We start from the raw sequence: 17,683 nt of genomic DNA on the forward strand, positions 1-17,683 counted from the left end.
GCCGACCGGACGGGTCAGCCCAGCGTCGCGGAGACGAGGACGTAGCCGAACTCCGGCGTCTCGGAGAAGTCGCGGGTCGCCGTGATCAGGGCGTCGACCTTGTCGGAGTTCCCGTCCTCCACCAGCTGGTCCCGCACGTCCTCCCAGGCGTCGGCGAGGAGGTGCCCCGTGCGCGCCACGTTGTCACTGATGTCGAGGACGTCGAAACCGGTGAAGCCGTGCGAGGACAGCTGGGCGAGGTAGTCGTCCAGGGGGCTGATGGTGTGCACCCCGAACGTCTCGCAGATCCGCTTGACGGCCTGCAGGCCGTCCTCGCTGATCGGGGTCCGCAGCACGAAGTCCGCGATCACCAGCCGGCTGTCCGGCCGCAGGACGCGCGCCGCCTCGGCCAGCGCCCGGTCCCGGTCGGGGACGTGGAACAGCGATTCCAGTGCCCACGCGGCGTCGAACGAGTCGTCCGGGAACGGCAGTTGCTGGGCGTCCGCGTACTCGAACGTCGCCCGGTCGGCGAGGCCGGCCTCGGCCGCACCGGCCCGTGCCTGGGCCACCTGGGACTCACTGATCGTGATGCCGACCACGTCCACCGGGTGGGCCCGGAGCAGCCGGGCGGCCGGCTTGCCGATGCCGCAGCCGATGTCGAGCACGCGCTGTCCGGGCTGCGGGGCCAGGCGCTCGATCATCAGATCGGTGAGCCGGTCCGTCGCCACCTCCGGGGGAGCGTCGTCGGCATCGTCGTGCCAGTACCCGTTGTGCAGGTTACCGCCCCAGCGGTCCCGTATTTTTCCTGCTACGCGAACTTTTCCACTGCCGTTGTAGAAATTCGCGACGTCGCTGTTCGCGCCGGCTGGTCCGACCGTCATGGCGTCACTTCCTTGCGAGATTCGGATACCGCTGAGGTCCGGGTAGAATTTAATGGCTCACGGGGGGTGGTCAGAAGTGGACCTTCGTACACGCGCACCCATATATGTACGAAGGTATTATTCACCCGCCCGCGCGGATCCGATAGAACCGAATGAGGATTCCGGCATGCCGGGCGGAAGGGCGGGACGATGTCCGAAGAGCGGACTGAAACAGATTTCGATCATCACTCGGCGGAGTACGCCGCAGACCCCTGGGCCGCGAACATCGCGATGAACACCCAGTGTCCGGTGTCCTACAGCCGGAAGCACGGCGGCTTCTGGCTGGTCTCCGGGTTCGAGCAGGTGTCCCGGGTCGCGCACCAGCCCGTGCTGTTCTCCTCCGCACACGAACTCCCCAATGTGCCGGGCCGCCCGCAGGGCACCGTCGTCCCGTCGTCGTCGTTCCGCGGCCTGCCGCTCGAAATCGACCCGCCCGAATACACGGAATGGCGCAAGGCGCTCAACAGCTTCTTCTCCCCGCCGGCCGCCCGCCGGCTGCGCCCGCGCATCCAGCAGTACGCCACCTGGTGCGTCGACAAGTTCATCGAGAGCGGCGAGATCGACCTGGTGCTCGACCTGTCGAACCCGGTGCCCGCGCTGATCACGCTCGAACTCGTAGGACTGCCGATGGACGACTGGCGGGTCTACGCCGACGTCCTGCACGCACTGGTCTACACCCACCCCGGAACCCCGGAGTTCGACCGCGTGGAGGCCGACTTCGCGCGGCTGATCGAAGAGGTGCGGGCCCTGGTCCCGAAGCGCCGCGCCCACCCGGGCGACGACTTCATCAGCTTCCTGACCCAGGTCGAGATCGGCGGGGAGAAGCTCTCCGACGAGGACGTCGTCGGCGTCTGCAACGCCGTCATCCCCGGCGGGGTCGACACCACCACCGCCCTGCTCGCCTCGACCCTCGACTACCTCGACCGCAACCGGGACGCCCGGCAGACGCTCATCGACTCGCCCGAGCGGATCCCCGAGGTCTGCGACGAGTTCCTGCGGTACTTCACCCCGGTCATGGGCGCCGGCCGCACGGCGATGGCGGACACCACGGTGGACGGCTGCCCGATCCGCAAGGGCGAGCGCGTCCTGCTGTCGTGGGCCGCGGCCAACCTGGACGCCAAGGTGTTCCCGCAGCCCGAGGTCATCGACCTCGACCGGGACGCCGGCCGGCAGGCGGCGTTCGGCGTCGGAATCCACCGGTGCATCGGCCGCCACATCGCCCGGATGGACTTCGAGGTCGTGATCGGCGAGGTCCTGGCGCGCATGCCGGACTACGAGATCGTCACCGGCGAGGCCGAGAAGTACCCCACCGTCGGGCAGATCCACGGCTACCTGCGGATGCCGGTGCGGTTCACCCCCGGCGAGCGCATCGGTGCGCAATCGGCGACCAACCCACTGCCGGCAGCACTGTCCGAGTGACCGGCCGGAGAACATCTGCGGGAGGCGACATGGCACGGCAGCCCAGAGTGCTGCGGCTGGGAGCGATCATCGACGGTCCGGGAGGCCACATCGCCGCGTGGCGGCACCCGTTGACCCGGCCCGACGCCCAGCTCGACTTCGAATTCCACCGCCGCAACGCGCGCACGCTCGAACGCGCGGTCTTCGACTGCCTCTTCGTCCCCGACGTCGTGGCGTTGTGGGGCACCGACGTGGAGCACCTGAGCCGGACCGCGCGCAACGAGCACTTCGAGCCGCTCTCGCTGCTCTCCGCGTTCGCGGCGGTCACCGACCACATCGGCCTCGCCGCGACCGCGACCACGACGTACAACGAGCCCTACGACATCGCCCGCAAGTTCGCCTCCCTCGACCACCTCAGCGGTGGCCGGGCCGGATGGAACGTGGTGACCTCGGCCGCGCCCTGGGAATCGCGCAACTTCGGCTTCGACGAGCACATGGAGCACGACCTGCGCTACGTCCGGGCGGACGAGTTCATCTCGGTGACGAACCGGCTCTGGGCCAACGGCAGCGAACCGGTGGACCACACGGGGCGGTTCTTCAGCGTCCGCGGACCGCTCGACGTGCCGTCCCCGCCGCAGGGCCGGCCGGTGATCTTCCAGGCCGGCGCGTCCCCGGTCGGACGGGACTTCGCCGCCCGGCACGGCGAGGTGCTGTTCACCCGGCACACCAGGCTGGCGGACGCCCAGGAGTTCTACGCCGACCTCAAGAGCCGCGCGGCCGCGTACGGCCGCGATCCCGAGTCGATCCAGATCTGGGTCGGTCTGCAGCCGATCGTCGCCGACACCGAGGCCGCGGCCCGGGACCGGTTGCGGGAGCTGCAGGAGTTGATGCCCGACATCGTCGCGCTGCGGGCGCTCCAGGACCAGCTCGGCGACGTGGACCTGACCGGCTACCCGCTGGACGGACCGGTGCCCGACCTGCCGGTGTCCAACCACTCGCACAGCACCGCGCAGCGCTGGATCGAGCTGGCCCGGCGGGAGAACCTGACGCTCCGTCAACTCTCCCTGCGCACCGCCGGCGACATCGTCGCCGGCACCCCCGGGCAGCTCGCGGACCACATGGAGTCCATGTTCACCCAGGGAGCGGCCGACGGGTTCATCGTCGACTTCCCCTACCTGCCGGGATCGTTGGACGACTTCGTCGACCACGTCGTGCCGGAGCTGCGCCGCCGCGGCCTGGTGCGGACGGCCTACACCGACGGCACCCTGCGGGACAACCTCGGACTGACCACCGCGTCACGGGTAGGTGTGAAATGACGATCGCGCTGTTCACCACGCTGCCCGCCGGCCCCCACGGGGGCGGCGGATTCGCCCGGGCGCGCGACCGGGCCCGCGCCGCGCAGGACAGCGGCATCGACGCCCTGATCCTGCCGGACCGGCGCTCGGTCGGCCCGGCGGGCCCCGACGGCTTCGAGGCGGGCACGCTCGCCGCCGCGCTGGCGGTGGCGACCGAGGAGATCGGCCTGGTGCCCACGATCTCGACGGAGTACGCCGCGCCGTACCACGCCGCCCGGGTGCTCGCGACGATCGACCAGCTCGGTGGCGGCCGGGCGGGGTGGGCGATCGCCTCCCCGGCGGTGGCGGCGGACGCGGCGAACCACCACACCGACGCGCCCGCCCCGGTCGCGGCGCAGCGGGCCCGCGCGGACGAGTTCGCCCGGGTGCTGGCCGGGCTCTGGGACAGCTTCCAGGACGACGCCTTCCTCCGGGACCGCGAGTCGGGCGTGTACTTCGTGCCCGAGCGGCTGCGCAGCCTCGACCACCGCGGCGAGCACTTCGCGGTGGCCGGTCCGCTGAACATCGCCCGCCCGCCGCAGGGCCACCCGGTGCTGGTCCGTCGCGTCTCCTGCGCCGAGGACGCCGCCTCCGCCGCCGGGCTCGGAGACCTGGCGGTCGTGCCGCTGGAGTCCTCCGACGCCGCGGCGGAGCTGGCGCACGCGTGGGACGGCGCGTGCACGGCCGCCGGGCGGCGCCGGGAGGACGTGCGGCTGCTCCTGGAGCGGACGGCCGACACCCCCGTGGACGAGCTGCTGCGCGAGGCGGAAGCCGGGCCGGCGGACGGCTTCGTCCTGGTCGCGTCCTCCGACGCCGGGTTCGAGACCGCGCTGGAGACGGCCCGCGCGGTGCGGCAGAAGTTCCCCCAGGGCTCCGGCGCCACGCTGCGCGCCCGCTTGGGACTGCCCCGCCCGGCCGGCCGCTGACCGACGACAGCGACGGGCCTGCCCGCCACCTCGGTGGCGGGCAGGCCCGTCCGCGTGCGGACCACCCGGCGATCAGTCGAGCAGACGCCCGGCCAGCGCCCGCTGGTCGTCCTCCGTCCACCCGTGGGCGGTGAGCCACGCGCGGACGCCGCCGAACCGCTCGTCGAACGTCCCGAGCAGGTCCTGCATGTAGGCGGGGCGGGGGAGGAGGCTCGCGAACGGCCGGGAGCTGATGTCGGCGGCGTACAGCGGGTTGTCGCGCAGCCGCTCCACGATCTCGGCCATCTGCTCGCCGGAGCGCACGTAGTCCGCGACGACGGCCTCCCTGCTCACCCCGACCGCGTCGAGGGCCAGCGCGCACACCACCCCGGTCCGGTCCTTGCCCATCGCGCAGTGCACCACCGTCGCTCCGGTGCCGTGCGCGATGACGCGAAGCGCCGCCAGCACGGAGTCCGGCCGTTCGGTGCAGTAGCGGAGGTAGTGCCCGGTCGATCCCGCGGGCTTGGGCTGCCCGTCCGCGCCCGCCCGGTTCCAGGGCATCGCCCGCTCGGTGTCCACCCGCACGGTGTCCACCCGGTCCACCCGGTCCGCGCCCCGGCCCGAGGCGTGGGCGGAGTCCGGGGGAGAGTCGGCGAGCAGCGACAGGTTGTGGATCGTGACACCGGGCACCCGGGCCAGCGGCCCCGGCACTTCGCGCCGCACCTCGGCGGTGCTGCGCAGGTCGATGACCTCGCGGACGCCCAGCGTCCGGGTGAGGTGTTCGACGTCCGCCGGGGTGAGCTCCTGGAGGCCGCCCGCGCGGATCAGCCGGCCGAACCGGGTGACGCCGTTCGTCGTGGTGGCCAGTCCGCCCAGGTCGCGGATGTTCAGTGCGCCCGCCAAGGCGATCCGCCGGGTGCCTGTGTTCATCGAGCAACCTCCGTGTTCGCCGTCAGGGGCAGTGGCCGCAGGTCGGCGCCGTCCGCGGACCGCGGTCCGATCCACCGGGCGAGGGGCGCCCGCGGGGTGTACGGCGACCAGCCCGGATCGCCGTCGCGTGCCAGGCGCACGAGGCCGCCCTGCTCCTGGGCCGCGACCGCGCGGTCGGTGTCGGTGCCCTCCTGCCCGTCCGGGTCGCAGAACAGTGCCGCGGTGTCGGCGGCGTGCACGGCGCGGCGGGCGATCCCCGGGTACCCGGCGAGGTGCGAGGTGGTCGGGTGGTAGTCGAACACCTGGGCCCAGCAGGGCGCGGCGCCGGCGGTGCCCGGGCCCGGCGTGTCCAGCGCGGACAGCAGCCGCTCGGCCGGCCGGACGTACAGCTCGTCGGACAGCCGGCGGACCTTCTCCCCGCGGGTCGCGCCGTCGGCGTCGCCGATCAGCCGGGAGTACTTCTCGTCGACGGCCGCGCCCTCCTCGACGATGTCCAGGATTCCCGCTTCCTCCGAGGTGACCGAGACCAGCACCGGAACCGGGTCCGGGCGGTCCGCGATCGCCGGCAGGGGCGGCCGCGGGATCAGGTCACCGTCCACCACCGCGTGGTACCGCACCTGGCCGGCGCGCAGGGTCTGCGCATGCGCGTACCGCAGGGCCACGTTCGACAGCCCGGCCAAGGCGCCGGCGTCGTTCGCGAGACCGCCCGCGGCGCTCAGGAAGCGCTCCGCGAGCCCGGCCGCGTCCTCCCGCGAGTGCGCGAGCTCGGCGTTGCCGCTGTAGACGGCGGCCTTGTGGAACAACCCCGCGGCCGAGGGCACGCCCAGCAGGGTCGCCACGTCGGTCCCGCCGGTCGACAGTCCGAAGATCGTCACGTTGCCCGGGTCTCCGCCGAAGGAGGCGATGTTGTCACGGACCCAGCGCAGCATCAGCAGCTGGTCGCGCACCGCCAGGTTGGTGCTGTCGGCGAATTCCGGGTCGAGGTCGGCCAGGGAGAGCCAACCCCACGGGCCCAGGCGGTAGTTGGCCGTCACGATGACCAGGTCGTGCCGGGCCGCGTAGGCCCACGGGTCGACGGTGCGCATCGTCCCGCCGACCATGTGCCGCCCGGGGTGGAACCAGACCAGCACCGGCTGGGGATCGGGGCGGTCCGGCCGCGCCGACCAGATGTTGAGGTTGAGGCAGTCCTCGTGCTGCACGGCGTCCGGGTACAGCGGACTCCAGCGCTGCGGCGTCGGGGACATCGGCACCTGCCAGCTCACCGGTCCCCACCGAACGGCGTCGACGGGGTCTCCGGCCGTGGCCGGAAGGGCCGGGCGGAACCGGCCCGGAATCCGTCCGTACGGTATTCCGCGCCAGTTGGGGACGCCGCGATCGAGGAATCCGCGGACAGGTCCGGAGGTGGTCTCGATCGCTGACACGCTGTCTCCTAGTCGTCGGAACTCACACTCGTCGAGCCAACTGCAGGAACGTGCCCGAGGCGGTGCGGACGGTTCCGCCGTGGCTCTCGATCACCTCGCGCACCCCGTCGAAGAGGGCGGACCGGTCGGCGGGCGCCATGCGGTGATGGTCGCTGAACGTGCCGATCAGCCCGATCCACTGGTCCGCGTCCAGGGCGAGGCTCCAGCGGTAGTCCCGCTGGGCCACCGCGACGAAGTCCGCGCCGTCCGCCAGCGGATCCCGCACACCGGCCGTGCTCTTCTGCCGGGCTCCGCCCACCTGCACGCCGGGGGCGTGTTCCCGGTAGACAGCGTCGAGTTCCTCGAGCATCGGGTCGTCCAGGACGTGGAAGCTCCAGAAACGGGCGATGTGCCCACCGGGCGCCAGGACCTGCGCGGCCTTCCGGGCGCCCTGCGCCGGGTTCACCCAGTGCCAGGCGTCCGCGCTGACGATCAGGTCGAACTGCCGCCCGCCCGGATCCCAGGCCTCGAACGTCGTGGTCTCGACGGGCAGGCCCCGGCGCCGGGCGACCTCGGCCATCCGGTCGTCGGGCTCGATCCCGGACACCGACAGCCCCCGCGCCGACAGGGCCGCGGACGCCTTCCCGGTGCCGCACCCGATGTCGAGGACGGCCGTCGCGCGCAGTCGCACGAGGTCGTCGATCAGCTCGACCGGGTACTCCGGGCGGTGGCGATCGTAGTGCTCGGCCGTGGCGCCGAACGATTCGGCACGGGCACGGTCGAGATGACGTGTGCTGAAGGACATGGTATTTGTTTCCCCCGCCACGCGGACCGGCTGAAGTTCGGCAGTCAGCATGCCGACGTTCCCCATGGAACCGGTATCGCCGGGGGAGGTGAAGTGGACCTTCGTGCAGAATCACCGGTGTACCAAGGGCCACTTCACACCGGCGTCGAACGATCGATAGAAGTGGGCAGTGTCCAGTATTCTGCCGACGCCGGAGGGCGATTCGATGCCGGAACAAGAGTTTGGTCCGGACTGTTCGCCGGCGCCCCTCGCCGATGTGAAGGTCATCGACATCGGGACTTTGCTGGCGGCCCCGTTCGCGGCGGCGATGCTGGGTGATTTCGGTGCCGACGTGATCAAGATCGAGCACCCCACCGGAGATCCGCTCCGCGGCTACGGCTACCAGTACGACGACGTTCCGCTGATGTGGAAAGTCGTGAACCGGAACAAGAAGAGCGTCGTCCTCGACCTGAAGGACCCGCAGAACCACGACCGCTTCATCGAGTTGGTGGCGGGCGCCGACGTCCTGATCGAGAACTTCCGGCCCGGCACGCTGGAGCGCTGGGGGTTCTCCCCCGAAGTGCTGCAGAAGGCCAACCCGGACCTGGTCGTGACACGGGTGACCGGCTTCGGCCAGGACGGTCCGTACGCGGGCCGGCCGGGATTCGGCACCCTCGCGGAGGCGATGAGCGGTCTCGCGGCGATGTCCGGGGACCGTGACGGCCCCCCACTGCTCCCGGCGTTCCCGCTGGCGGACGTCATGGCCGGCCTGCAGGCCGCCTGCGCGACCCTGATCGCCCTGCACGCCCGGCAGCGGATCGGTCGCGGGCAGGTGGCCGACGTCTCGATCACCGAGGCGATGATCGCGGCGATGGGCGCCCAGGTGACCGTGTACGACAAGCTCGGGGTCAAGCCCCGGCGGGTCGGCAGCGGCTCGGACAACAACGCCCCCCGCAACGTCTACCGGTGCGCCGACGGGCGGTGGGTGGCCGTGTCGGCGCCCGCGCGGTCCGTGGCCGAGCGGGTGGTCCGCCTGGTGGGCCGGCCCGAGCTGGCCGACGAGCCGTGGTTCGCCTCCGGCCGCGGCCGGGTGTCCCGCCGTGAGGTGCTGGACGACGCGCTCGGGCAGTGGATCGGCCGCTTCCGCCGGGACGAGGTGATCGTCGCGTTCGAGGAGGCCGGGGCCGCGGTCGCGCCGATCTACGAGGTGGATGAAGTCCTGCAGGACCCGCACTTCCGGGCGAGGCAGGCCACGGTGACCGTACCGGACAGCGAACTCGACAGCGTCTGCATGCCGAACGTGGCATTCCGGCTCTCCGAGACGCCGGGACGGATCCGCTGGGCGGGCCCGCAGCTGGGCGAGCACACCGACGACGTCTTGAACGGAGACCACCGATGACCGCTAGCGCCGAGGACCAGCGCTGGAAGGTGCTGGACCCGTCCTTCGATCCGACCGACCCCGACGAGTACCTGCGGACCGCCGTCCGCTGGCACTTCGGCGCGGAGACCGGATCCCCGTTCTGGCTGCGGCGCATGGGGCAGTTGGACTTCGATCCGCTGACGGCGGTGCGGACCTACGACGACCTGCAGCTCTTCCCGAACATCGTGGACGAGCTGCGCGGCGTGCCGGTCGAGGACCTGATACCGCGCGGCTACGGTCCCGACCGGCCCGCCCCGCGGGTCTTCGAGAGCGGCGGGACGACCGGCGCGCCGAAGCGGGCGATCTTCATGCCGGACTGGATCGCCGACTCGGTGGACCGGATGCTGAAGGGGCCCCAGTTCGCGGACCGGGAGCCGTCCAACATCCTGGTGCTCACGCCGACCGGACCGCACAAGATCGGCTGCATGTACGACTACATCGCCGAACGCCAGAACACGATCAAGTTCTGCATCGACATGGACCCCCGGTGGGTCAAGAAGGTCATCGCGAACAAGCAGGCCGACCAGGCCGAGGCCTACCTCGAGCACATCCTCGACCAGGCGGAGCACATCCTGGCCACCCAGCGGATCGGGCTCCTGGTGACCACCCCGCCCGTGCTGCGCGCCTGCGCGCGCCGGCCGCGGCTGGTCGAGCTCATCAACGCCAAGGTGGAGCTGATCTTCTGGGGCGGCGCCCACATGACCGTCGACGAGCGGTTCGTGCTGCGCTACGAGCACTTCCCGAACGTCCGCATGGTCAGCCGGTACGGCAGCCTGATGATCCTGGAGAGCGCCACCGAGCGCCCGGGGCTCGGCCCGGACGAGGACATCGTGTACGACCCCCGCAGCCCCGTGGTGACCTTCCGGGTCGTCAACCCCGCCACGGGCCGGCCGGTGGAGTACGGCGAACGCGGGCAGATCGTGATGAACCACGTCAGCAAGGGCATGTTCCTGCCCAACAACCTCGAACGCGACACGGTGATCCGGGTGCCGGGACGGCCGGGGCAGATCGGCGATTCGGTGTCCTCCCCGGCTCCGGTCGACACCTTCGCCGGCGAGAAGGTCATCGAGGGTGTCTACTGACCCCTCCCGCGCGCACCGGTCCGGGCGGCCCGACGGCCGGTCCGGGATCCCGGCCGGTCCGGCGAGGTCCGCCCCCACCCCGGCGCGGGCGGACCTTCGGGATGCCGTCGACGACACGGCCGGGCTCGCGGTGCGGCACTTCCCCGGCCGGGACGGCACGAGGCTCGCGTACCGGGAGTCAGGTACCGGGCGCCCCCTGGTGCTGCTGCACGGCTTCTTCTCGTCCGCGACCCGGAACTGGGTGGAGTCCGGGTTCTCCGCCGTCCTCGCCGACCGCGGCCACCGGCTGATCATGCCGGACCTGCGGGCCCACGGCGACAGCGCCGCACCCCGCGACGCCGCCCGCTACCCGGCCGACGTGCTGACCGACGACGCCTTCGCGTTGATCGAGCACCTGGGGCTCACCGACTACGACCTCGGCGGCTACTCCCTCGGTGCCCGCACCGTCGTGAGGATGCTGGTGCGGGGTGCGGCGCCGCGCCGGGCGGTCATCGCCGGCCAGGGCCTGCGCGAGGTCACCGGTCACGGCGGCACGGTGGCACGGCACTTGCGGCACGTCTTCGGCAATCTCGGCACGTTCGAACCCGGCTCCGCCGAATGGAAGGCCGAGCAGTGGCTCGTCTCGACCGGCGGTGATCCCCGGGCGCTCCTGCACGTCCTGGACTCGGTCGTCGACACGAGCGCCGGCACCCTGAACGGGATCAGGGTGCCGGCGCTCGTGGTGGTGGGTGCCGACGACGATCGTGACGGCTCCGCGGACGCCCTCGCCAGGGCGCTGCCCGATGGGACGCTCGCGGTGGTGCCCGGGAACCACGCGACCGCGTTCACCGCGCCGGAGCTGGCGGAGACGGTCGCGGGCTTCCTCGCGGACCCGGTAGCGGGTCAGTAGCGGACCCAGTAGTGGATCAGTACCGGATCAGTAGCTGCGCTCGCCGTTGCCGTCGATCGGCGACCACCACTGGGTGTAGTTCGTCCCGCCGTCGCCGAAGATGCCGCCGTACCCCTCGACCACCTTGCCGTTCTCCCACTTGAGCATCTGCACGCCGGAGATGTCGAGCACGTCGAAGGGCGAGGTGCTGCCCTCGGGCGCCCCCTCGCGCACGGCGTGGATCCGGTTGGCGTCGACCGAGAAGCCGTCCTCGTTGTTGATGAGCAACGTGATGGGCTGCATGGTCCACGAACCGCCGGACGCCTTGAGCATCTCCTGCACATAGGACAGGAAGTCGTCGAGCCCCACGCGCCAGCCGGATCCGGCGTGGCTGCCCGGAGCGAAGAAACGCAGGTCCTCGGACCAGTACAGCGCGGTCTTCTCCCGGTCGCCGCAGGTCACCGCCTCGTACGCGGCCGCGACCAGTTCCGGAGTAACCTCAGTCATGTATCCTCCGCTTGCGCGTAGCAGAATTCGAGAATTTCGTCGTCGTGCGATCCGGTCGCGCCGTCGAATTCTATTCGCGCGGCGCTGTCGACCGGTTCCCACGGGTAGGATTTCCGCCCGTCGGGGGCAGGTTCCAGCGGACCGATTTTATCCTCGGAACTTGCCCCGGGCGAAAGCTGGACCTTCGTACAGGTGATGAGTGGATGTGTACAAAGGTGCAGTGATGCGGCCGACCCCCGAGTGGTACGAGGAATGCGGGCGAATTCCGGGGGAATCGCCGGGGCCTGCCTGAACCCTGCTGCGGTCAGGGATGAATCGGAATTCCTGTGCGGAGTCCTCCGAATTTACCGGGCCCGGTCGATGCGGGTGGGCCGGCCGGCCGCGGACCTCATGGGTGCGACTACCGCGGCGGGCGGGGCCAGGATCGGCGGGGTTCCGGTGGCGTCGCCCTCAATCGGCGGCCGAAACGGCGTCCGGAAACGCGTCCGGAAACGGCGTCCGGAGGCGGATGCCCTGATGTGTCATCGACCTGGCGACGGGTGCTCGTGAGGCGCCGTCGTGCAGGGCCCTGAACGCGGTCTCCACTCTTGAACGGGAGTCGGCGGGATCGAGGGCCGGTGGATTCCTGGGAGCGGCTCCGTCGAGGTTCTGCCGATGCGGTCGGCCCCGGCGGGTTCGCGAGGAGAGGGCGGAAGCCCCTGACATTTGACGCGCAGCCCGTCCAGGGCTCGCGGATGGATCACGGACCGGGCGCCGTCGCCACGGTCATCCGGAGCGGAGGGCACCCACGGGGACCGGCTCCATGGTGTTCTCCGCGCGGTCGCGGAACTCGATGATGCTCCTCACCTTGGGTGCGCCGGAGACCGCCGCGGCCTGCAGGGACTTCTGGTAGGCGTACGCGGCGAGGCCGGCCTGGAGCCGTGACTCCACGACGATCTTGTTCATGATCCGGGCGACGTGCGCCTTGACCGTCCGCTCGGTGATCCCCAGCCTCGTCGAGATCGTCCGGTTCGAGAATCCCATGCCGAGCAGGAGGAACACCTCGATCTCCCTGGGCGTCAGCAGCGCGGCCCGTTCCGCCTCACTGTCCCAGGTGCGCGGTTCCATGCCGCGCACGCCGGCCTCCTGCCGGACTTCGGACACCTGCCATACGGTGCAGGAGAGTTCCTGCGGCAGGGCGGGTGCCATCGGGTGGTCGGGCGCACCGCATATCTCGCGCATGCGCGCATCGATGTTCGCGAGCCGGACGTCGGACCGTTCCAGGGTGTCGGCCAGGTTGGCGAACCCCTTGCTCCGGCGGACGACGTTCAGGAACTTGGCCAGGGCTTCCTTGTCCTCCCAGAGCTCCTGCACGGTGTTGATGATCAGTGACTTCAGATATTCCGACTCGGACACTGCCTCGTCCGTGGTCACACCCGACCCCCTTCTGGTGTTGGGAGGGTCAGCCAATCAACCGACGGCCGTGACTCGCAAGACCCTTGGCCCGGGCACGGCGGGGTTCCTGACGCAGTACGACCGTCATATGACAGGACAACGGCTCAAAGTCCCCGTCCAGCCGCCTTCCCAGGTCAGATGCCCCTCCGACGCCAGGATGGCCAAAAAGCTGTCCGGCCGGCCAGTGTGATCACGGCGGGAACGGGGAACCGCTCCGATCGGCTTTCGGACAGCGGGGGAGACGCGGTCGGGCCGGTCCGCGGGGTCGCCGGAGGGAAGGACGCGGACGCACCTTCCCCAGGCGGAACCGGGTCTACCGCTTCCGCCTGGGCAACGCCGCGGCCCGGTGTGGAACCGCCGGCGTGTCCGAGGCGGGCCGTGCCGGTGCCGTTCGCATCCCGGCGCGCGCCACCGGTGGCGGATGCGGCTGACGCGTTTCGGTCGATCTCGTCCGACGTGCGGGTTTCGGCCGCCGGAACCCGCCGCACTGTCCGGAAACCGACGGCGTAACACCGGTGTGTCCGACCCGAACTGACCAGGGATCAGTACGCGGGCCCGGTCGGATCCGGTTCAGCGTCACCGGATCCGATGGGGCTAAGCTGAGGCCTTCAGCCACGCCCGGAGGTGCCCCAGCCGTGTCGGATTCGTTCGTTCACCTGCACAATCACACCGAGTACTCGATGCTTGACGGTGCGCAGCAGATGAAGCCGATGTTCGAGGAGGTGGCCCGGCAGGGGATGCCGGCCATCGCCATGAGTGACCACGGCAACATGTTCGGCGCCTATGAATTCCAGTCAGTTGCCAAGGGATTCGACGGAGTCAAGCCGATCATCGGCATCGAGGCCTACGTCGCTCCGTCCTCGAGGCGGATCCGGAAGCAGGAGTTCTGGGGGCCCGGCGGCCAGCGGGCGATGGGCGACAACGGTGAGGGGTCGAAGGACGTCTCCGGCGGTGGCCGGTTCACCCACATGACGATGTGGGCGGAGAACGTCGAAGGCCTCCGCAACCTCTTCTACCTCTCCACCGAGGCGTCCTACACGGGCCAGTTCCCGGCAGGCAAGCCGCGGATGGACATGGAGCTGATCAGCGGACACGCGCAGGGGATCATCGCCACCACGGGCTGCCCCTCGGGAGCCATCCAGACCCGTCTGCGCCTGGGCCAGTACGACGAAGCCCGCGCGGTCGCCGGCGCTTACCAGGAAATCTTCGGCCGGGACAGCTATTTCCTCGAGCTGATGGACCACGGCCTCTCCATCGAGCGCGAAGTACGGGACGGACTGCTGCGGCTCGCGAAGGAGTTGAGGATTCCTCTGCTCGCGACCAATGACGCCCACTACGTCCGCCCGACCGACGCCGAGGCCCACGACAACCTCCTGTGCATCGGCGTCGGCAAGAACAAGGACGATCCCAACCGCTTCAAGTTCCAGGGCACCGGCTACTACCTGAAGACGGCCGTCGAGATGCGTGAGCTCTTCTCGGAACTGCCGGAGGCGTGCGACAACACCCTGCTGATCGCCGAGCGGATCGGCTCGTACGACGACGTGTTCGACTACGTCGACGAGATGCCGCACTTCCCCGACGTACCCGAGGGCATGTCGCAGGAGGCCTTTCTGCGCCAGGAGGTCCTCAAGGGGCTCGCCATGCGCTACGGCGATCCGATCCCCGACTACGCCATGGAACGGTTCGAGACGGAGATGACCGTCATCGGACCGATGGGCTTCTCCTCGTACTTCCTCGTCGTCGCCGACATCTGCCGGCACGCCCGCGACAACGGCATCCCGGTCGGGCCGGGCCGAGGCTCGGCGACCGGCTCCATCGTCGCCTACGCCACCCGGATCACCGAACTGTGCCCGCTGGAGCACGGGTTGCTGTTCGAGCGGTTCCTCAACCCGGAGCGCATCAACCCGCCGGACGTCGACCTCGACTTCGACGACCGCCAGCGTGACCAGATGGTGCGCTACGTCACCGAGAAGTACGGCGACCCGTACACCGCCATGGTCAACACCTTCGGCAAGATCAAGGCGAAGAACGCGATCAAGGACTCCTCGCGCATCCTCGGCTACCCGTTCTCCCACGGAGAGCGGATCGTGAAGGCGCTGCCGCCGGACCAGGGCGGAAAGACCATCCCCCTGTCGGGCATCTGGGACTCCGCCCACCCCCGCTACGGCGAAGCCGGCGAGATCCGGGCGCTCTACGAGAACGAACCCGACGTGAAGCGGGTCATGGACACCGCCAAGGGCGTCGAAGGCCTGATGCGCGGCACCGGCGTCCACGCGGCCGCGGTGATCCTCTCCAAGACCCGCCTGACCGACCGCATCCCCCTGCACATGCGCGCCTCGGACGGCGTGAAGATCACCGGATTCGACTACCCCAGCTGTGAGTCCATGGGGTTGATCAAGATGGACTTCCTGGGCCTGCGGAACCTGGGCGTCATCGACCAGGCGATCCAGAACATCCGGGAGAACCGCGGCATCAAACTGGCGACGGTCGATCCGATGGACGGCGACCCGGAAACCGTCGTCATCCCCCTGGACGACGCCAAGACCTACCAACTCCTGTCCGACGGCAACACCTTCGGCGTGTTCCAGCTCGACGGCGGCGGCATGCGCGCCCTGCTGAAGCTGATGCAGCCCACCCGATTCGAAGACATCGCCGTAGCGCTCGCGCTCTACCGGCCCGGCCCGATGGCCGCCAACGCCCACACCAACTACGCGCTGCGGCAGAGCGGCAAGCAGGAGCCCGCGCCGATCCACCCCGAACTGCGGGAAGCACTCGACCCGATCCTGGGATCCACCCACCACTTGCTGGTCTACCAGGAGCAGATCATGGCCATCGCCCGGCAGCTCGCCGGGTACACCCTGGGCGGTGCCGACATGCTGCGCCGGGCCATGGGCAAGAAGAAGCCCGAGGTCCTGGCCGCCGAGTGGGACAAGTTCTCGAGCGGCATGCGGGCGAACGGCTACTCGGAAGAGGCGATCAAGGCCGTCTGGGACGTCATGCTGCCGTTCTCCGGCTACGCGTTCAACAAGTCCCACACCGCCGGCTACGGCCTGGTGTCCGCCTGGACGGCCTACCTCAAGGCCAACTACCCGGCCGAGTACATGGCGGCGCTGCTGACCTCGGTCGGGGACGACAAGGACAAGGCCGCCGTCTACCTGGCCGACGCCCGGGCGAACGGGGTCCGGGTCCTCCAGCCGGACGTCAACGAGTCGACCGCCGAGTTCACCGCCATCGGCGACGACGTGCGGTTCGGCATGCGGGCCGTGCGCAACGTCGGCGACGCGGTGATCGAGGCGATCGTCGCCGGACGGCGCTCCAAGGGCAAGTTCATCTCCTTCGCCGACATGCTGGACAAGTGCGAACTGCCGGCCCTCAACAAGCGGGCCATCGAATCGTTGATCAAGGCGGGTGCCTTCGACTCCCTCGGGCACTCCCGGCGAGGCCTGGTCGAGGTCCACGAAGCCGCGATCGACGCCGTCGTCCCCGTGAAGAAGGCCGCCTCCTACGGACAGGACGACCTGTTCGCCGGACTGGGCGGCAGCGAGGCCGACGGCTCCGCGACCGGATTCGGCCTCGACTTCTCCATCGAGGAGCAGGAGTGGCCCCGCTCCCAACTCCTCGCACTGGAACGGGAGATGCTCGGACTCTACGTGTCGGCCCACCCCTTGGACGGCGCCGAGCACATCCTCTCCGGAGCCCGGGACACCACGGTCGCCGAGCTCCTGGCATCGGGACGCACGAAGGGCGACGTCCAGCTGGCCGGCCTGATCACCGGAGTCCAGCGGAAGATGACCAAACAGGGCAACAACTGGGCCATCGTCAACTTCGCGGATCGCGACGGGTCCATCGAGGTGCTGTTCTTCCCGGCGGTCTACCAACTCGTGTCCCACGTGCTGACCGAGGACACCGTCATCTCCGTCAAGGGCAAGATCGAGGACCGGGACGGCACCCTCAACATCTTCGGCAGGGAGCTGTCGGTGCTCGACGTCTCCAGCGCCGAGCACGGCGGCAAACCGCCGGTACGACTGGCACTGCCCTTCCACCGGGTGTCCGAACAGGCCGTCGTCAACCTCAAGCGCATCCTGCACGCCCACCCGGGCGACAGCCCCGTTCACCTCAGCGTGCGCGGCCCGCAGAAGACGACCGTCTACGCCCTGGCAGCACAGGTCGACGCTTCCTCGCTGGCGTCCGACATCAAGGGCACCTTCGGACCGGACGCCTGGAGCGGTGTGGCATGACGGAGGAGAGCCCGACAACCGCCGCCTCCTCCTCCGAACTCGTCGACGAGGACGAGTTACGCGTCGCCATCGCCGACGTGCCCGCATGCCTGGCATGCGGCACGCCGGGGCTGCTCCTGGTCCGCTACCGCCACACCTGGCAGAACCAGAGCGGCGTCGACGTGACCGGAATCCGGGAGGCGGTGCTCTGCCCCCAGTGCTCTGCCGGTAACCAACGCTCTGCCGGCAACCAGGCCGCCGGCGAGCTGACGGCGTTCTTCGCCGTCGAGGAAACGGCGAGTCCCGAGAACGTCGACGTCCTCGCCGAACTCGTCGCCGCATGGGTGGAGTCGCTGCGCCGGGAAGCCGTCGACGAGGAACTCCTCGCGGCGGAGTACGACCAGTGGCTGCGAGGCGTTCTCTGATCCTCCCGGGACAAGGCCGCGCCACCGCTGCGGAGCGGTCGGCGACGGCCGGCCCGGGCTGCCGTGCGACACCGAAAACC

At 70.2% G+C, this 17,683-nt stretch carries 14 protein-coding genes; 8 read left to right on the forward strand and 6 right to left on the reverse strand.

Annotated elements, in window-relative coordinates; translation table 11 throughout:
• Nucleotides 1-14: 14 nt before the first annotated feature.
• Entirely contained in the window at nt 15-860 is an 846-nt protein-coding gene (locus AC0B61_RS31645) for a methyltransferase domain-containing protein (RefSeq protein WP_471745060.1), read from the reverse strand.
• Nucleotides 861-1,148: 288 nt separating this feature from the next.
• Here AC0B61_RS31645 and AC0B61_RS31650 point away from each other — a divergent pair, with 288 nt between their 5' ends.
• Genes AC0B61_RS31650 through AC0B61_RS31660 form a run of 3 tightly spaced genes read left to right on the forward strand, consistent with a single transcriptional unit; the run spans nt 1,149 to nt 4,557 of the window.
• Entirely contained in the window at nt 1,149-2,318 is a 1,170-nt protein-coding gene (locus AC0B61_RS31650; protein WP_471745062.1) for a cytochrome P450, read from the forward strand.
• Nucleotides 2,319-2,347: 29 nt separating this feature from the next.
• Nucleotides 2,348-3,613 carry an LLM class flavin-dependent oxidoreductase gene (locus AC0B61_RS31655; RefSeq protein ID WP_471745064.1) on the forward strand — a complete coding sequence of 422 codons (1,266 nt, stop codon included), beginning with the start codon at nt 2,348-2,350 and terminating at the stop codon, nt 3,611-3,613.
• Nucleotides 3,610-4,557 carry an LLM class flavin-dependent oxidoreductase gene (locus tag AC0B61_RS31660; protein WP_471745066.1) on the forward strand — a complete coding sequence of 316 codons (948 nt, stop codon included), beginning with the start codon at nt 3,610-3,612 and terminating at the stop codon, nt 4,555-4,557. The genes AC0B61_RS31655 and AC0B61_RS31660 overlap by 4 nt, the downstream gene beginning before the upstream one ends.
• A 72-nt stretch (nt 4,558-4,629) precedes the next feature.
• Here AC0B61_RS31660 and AC0B61_RS31665 read toward each other — a convergent pair whose 3' ends face one another.
• Genes AC0B61_RS31665 through AC0B61_RS31675 form a run of 3 tightly spaced genes read right to left on the reverse strand, consistent with a single transcriptional unit; the run spans nt 4,630 to nt 7,671 of the window.
• Entirely contained in the window at nt 4,630-5,466 is an 837-nt protein-coding gene (locus AC0B61_RS31665) for a tyrosine-protein phosphatase (RefSeq protein ID WP_471745068.1), read from the reverse strand.
• Nucleotides 5,463-6,887: a carboxylesterase family protein gene (locus AC0B61_RS31670; protein ID WP_471745070.1), complete on the reverse strand. Its 1,425-nt coding sequence runs from the start codon at nt 6,885-6,887 to the stop codon at nt 5,463-5,465. Before AC0B61_RS31670 ends, AC0B61_RS31665 begins: the two co-directional genes overlap by 4 nt.
• A 22-nt stretch (nt 6,888-6,909) precedes the next feature.
• Nucleotides 6,910-7,671, reverse strand: coding sequence for a class I SAM-dependent methyltransferase (locus tag AC0B61_RS31675; protein WP_471745072.1), 762 nt, complete (start codon nt 7,669-7,671; stop codon nt 6,910-6,912).
• 256 nt (nt 7,672-7,927) lie between these two features.
• Here AC0B61_RS31675 and AC0B61_RS31680 point away from each other — a divergent pair, with 256 nt between their 5' ends.
• The 3 genes from AC0B61_RS31680 to AC0B61_RS31690 are packed head-to-tail and all read left to right on the forward strand — an operon-like array spanning nt 7,928 to nt 11,041.
• A complete protein-coding gene (locus AC0B61_RS31680) occupies nt 7,928-9,049 on the forward strand; it encodes a CaiB/BaiF CoA transferase family protein (protein ID WP_471745073.1) in 1,122 nt (373 codons plus the stop codon).
• Nucleotides 9,046-10,152, forward strand: coding sequence for a phenazine antibiotic biosynthesis protein (locus AC0B61_RS31685; protein ID WP_471745074.1), 1,107 nt, complete (start codon nt 9,046-9,048; stop codon nt 10,150-10,152). The genes AC0B61_RS31680 and AC0B61_RS31685 overlap by 4 nt, the downstream gene beginning before the upstream one ends.
• Complete coding sequence (locus AC0B61_RS31690; RefSeq protein WP_471745076.1) at nt 10,142-11,041, forward strand: alpha/beta fold hydrolase; 900 nt, start codon at nt 10,142-10,144, stop codon at nt 11,039-11,041. The genes AC0B61_RS31685 and AC0B61_RS31690 overlap by 11 nt, the downstream gene beginning before the upstream one ends.
• Nucleotides 11,042-11,068: 27 nt before the next feature.
• Here AC0B61_RS31690 and AC0B61_RS31695 read toward each other — a convergent pair whose 3' ends face one another.
• Together AC0B61_RS31695 and AC0B61_RS31700 are read right to left on the reverse strand one after the other, a co-directional pair.
• Entirely contained in the window at nt 11,069-11,527 is a 459-nt protein-coding gene (locus AC0B61_RS31695) for a nuclear transport factor 2-like protein (protein ID WP_471745078.1), read from the reverse strand.
• Nucleotides 11,528-12,292: 765 nt separating this feature from the next.
• Complete coding sequence (locus tag AC0B61_RS31700) at nt 12,293-12,922, reverse strand: helix-turn-helix transcriptional regulator (protein ID WP_471745080.1); 630 nt, start codon at nt 12,920-12,922, stop codon at nt 12,293-12,295.
• 674 nt (nt 12,923-13,596) lie between these two features.
• Between AC0B61_RS31700 and dnaE the strand changes: the two genes are divergently transcribed.
• Both dnaE and AC0B61_RS31710 read left to right on the forward strand, forming a co-directional pair.
• Nucleotides 13,597-17,199 (forward strand): DNA polymerase III subunit alpha, encoded by a 3,603-nt coding sequence (gene dnaE, locus AC0B61_RS31705; protein ID WP_471745082.1) that lies wholly within the window; start codon nt 13,597-13,599, stop codon nt 17,197-17,199.
• Entirely contained in the window at nt 17,196-17,603 is a 408-nt protein-coding gene (locus AC0B61_RS31710; protein ID WP_471745084.1) for a DUF6300 family protein, read from the forward strand. Before dnaE ends, AC0B61_RS31710 begins: the two co-directional genes overlap by 4 nt.
• Nucleotides 17,604-17,683: the final 80 nt, after the last annotated feature.

It is taken from the genome of Kitasatospora sp. NPDC023385, from assembly GCF_055664045.1.